Genomic DNA, 1,136 nt, shown 5'->3' with positions numbered 1-1,136 from the left:
GGTGACCCGGACGTCGGTGAAGAAGTGGGGAAGGCCGACGCTGCCCTGCTTGGCGCGGGTCATCGCCGGCGGCAGACTGGTCGCGCCCGGCGATGTCTCGGTCATGCCGTACCCCTGCGAGAACGACAGGCCCCGCGCCTCGTACGCGTCGAGGACGCGAGTGGGCACCGGCGAACCGCCGCAGGTGAGTTTCGCCAGCGTCGAGAGATCGGTCGAGGCAAAGGCCGGGTGGTCGGCCATGAGCTGGTACGTCGTCGGCACTCCGCTGAGCATCGTGACCCCGTACCGCTCGATCTGCGCGAGCGCACGCTCCGGCACGAACCCCTGCTCGAGAACCAGCGTGGCGCCCTTGAGGATGGCCGGGAGCGCCCCCATGCCGAGCGACGCGACGTGGAACAGCGGCGAGATCATCAGCGCGACGTCGCTCGACACGATGTCGTAGTCGACGATGCAGTTGACGGCGACCCACGTCAGGTTCCCGTGGGTCAGCACGGCGCCCTTGGCCCGCCCGGTCGTGCCGGAGGTGTAGATGATCGCGGCCGGGTCCTCTGGCGTGACCCCGACGTCGGGGAGCTGGTCGGAGACGGTCGTCGTGCTCAGCAGCCGGGTGAGACCGGGGGAGTCGGCGCTCCCCTCATCCGTGACGACGACATGAGGGATTCCCGCCGCCGCTGTGGACGTGCGGTCGCCGAACGCGGGGTCGTAGAACAGGACGCGGGCGTTCGAGTCCGCCAAGACGTGCGTGATCTCGGGCTCGGCGAGCCGCGTGTTGACCGGTACGAAGACCGCACCCAGTCGCGCGGCGCCGAACATCACCTGCAGGAACTCGGGGCTGTTCTCGCCCAGGTGGGCCACCACGTCGCCGGTGCGGATGCCGCGGTCCGACAATAAGGATGCGACCTGGTCGGCGCCGTCGGCGAGCTGCCGATACGTCATGGTCGACCCGTCGCCGTAGATGAGGGCGGTCTTGTCCGGGGACCTCAGCCGGCGTTTGGCCAGCCAGGTGCCGATTCCGTGTCGGTGCATCGCATGCTCCTCGCCGGTGGCCGCTGCTATGCGTAGAACCGGTACAGGCCGCGCACGACGACCGCGGGCTTCGGCGCGCCCTCGATCTCGATCGTCTGGTCGACGGTGAT

At 69.4% G+C, this 1,136-nt stretch carries 1 protein-coding gene; it reads right to left on the bottom strand.

Annotated features, from left to right (window positions below):
* Positions 1-1,026: AMP-binding protein (locus AB0M20_RS44995; protein WP_364307755.1), on the bottom strand; the 1,026-nt coding region annotated here is incomplete at its 3' end.
* Positions 1,027-1,136 lie beyond the last annotated feature (110 nt).

It is taken from the genome of Actinoplanes sp. NPDC051633 (genome assembly GCF_040681735.1).
Lineage (GTDB): Bacteria > Actinomycetota > Actinomycetes > Mycobacteriales > Micromonosporaceae > Actinoplanes.
Note: the sequence above shows the minus strand (reverse complement) of the source record. Positions and strands in the feature narration are given on the sequence as shown.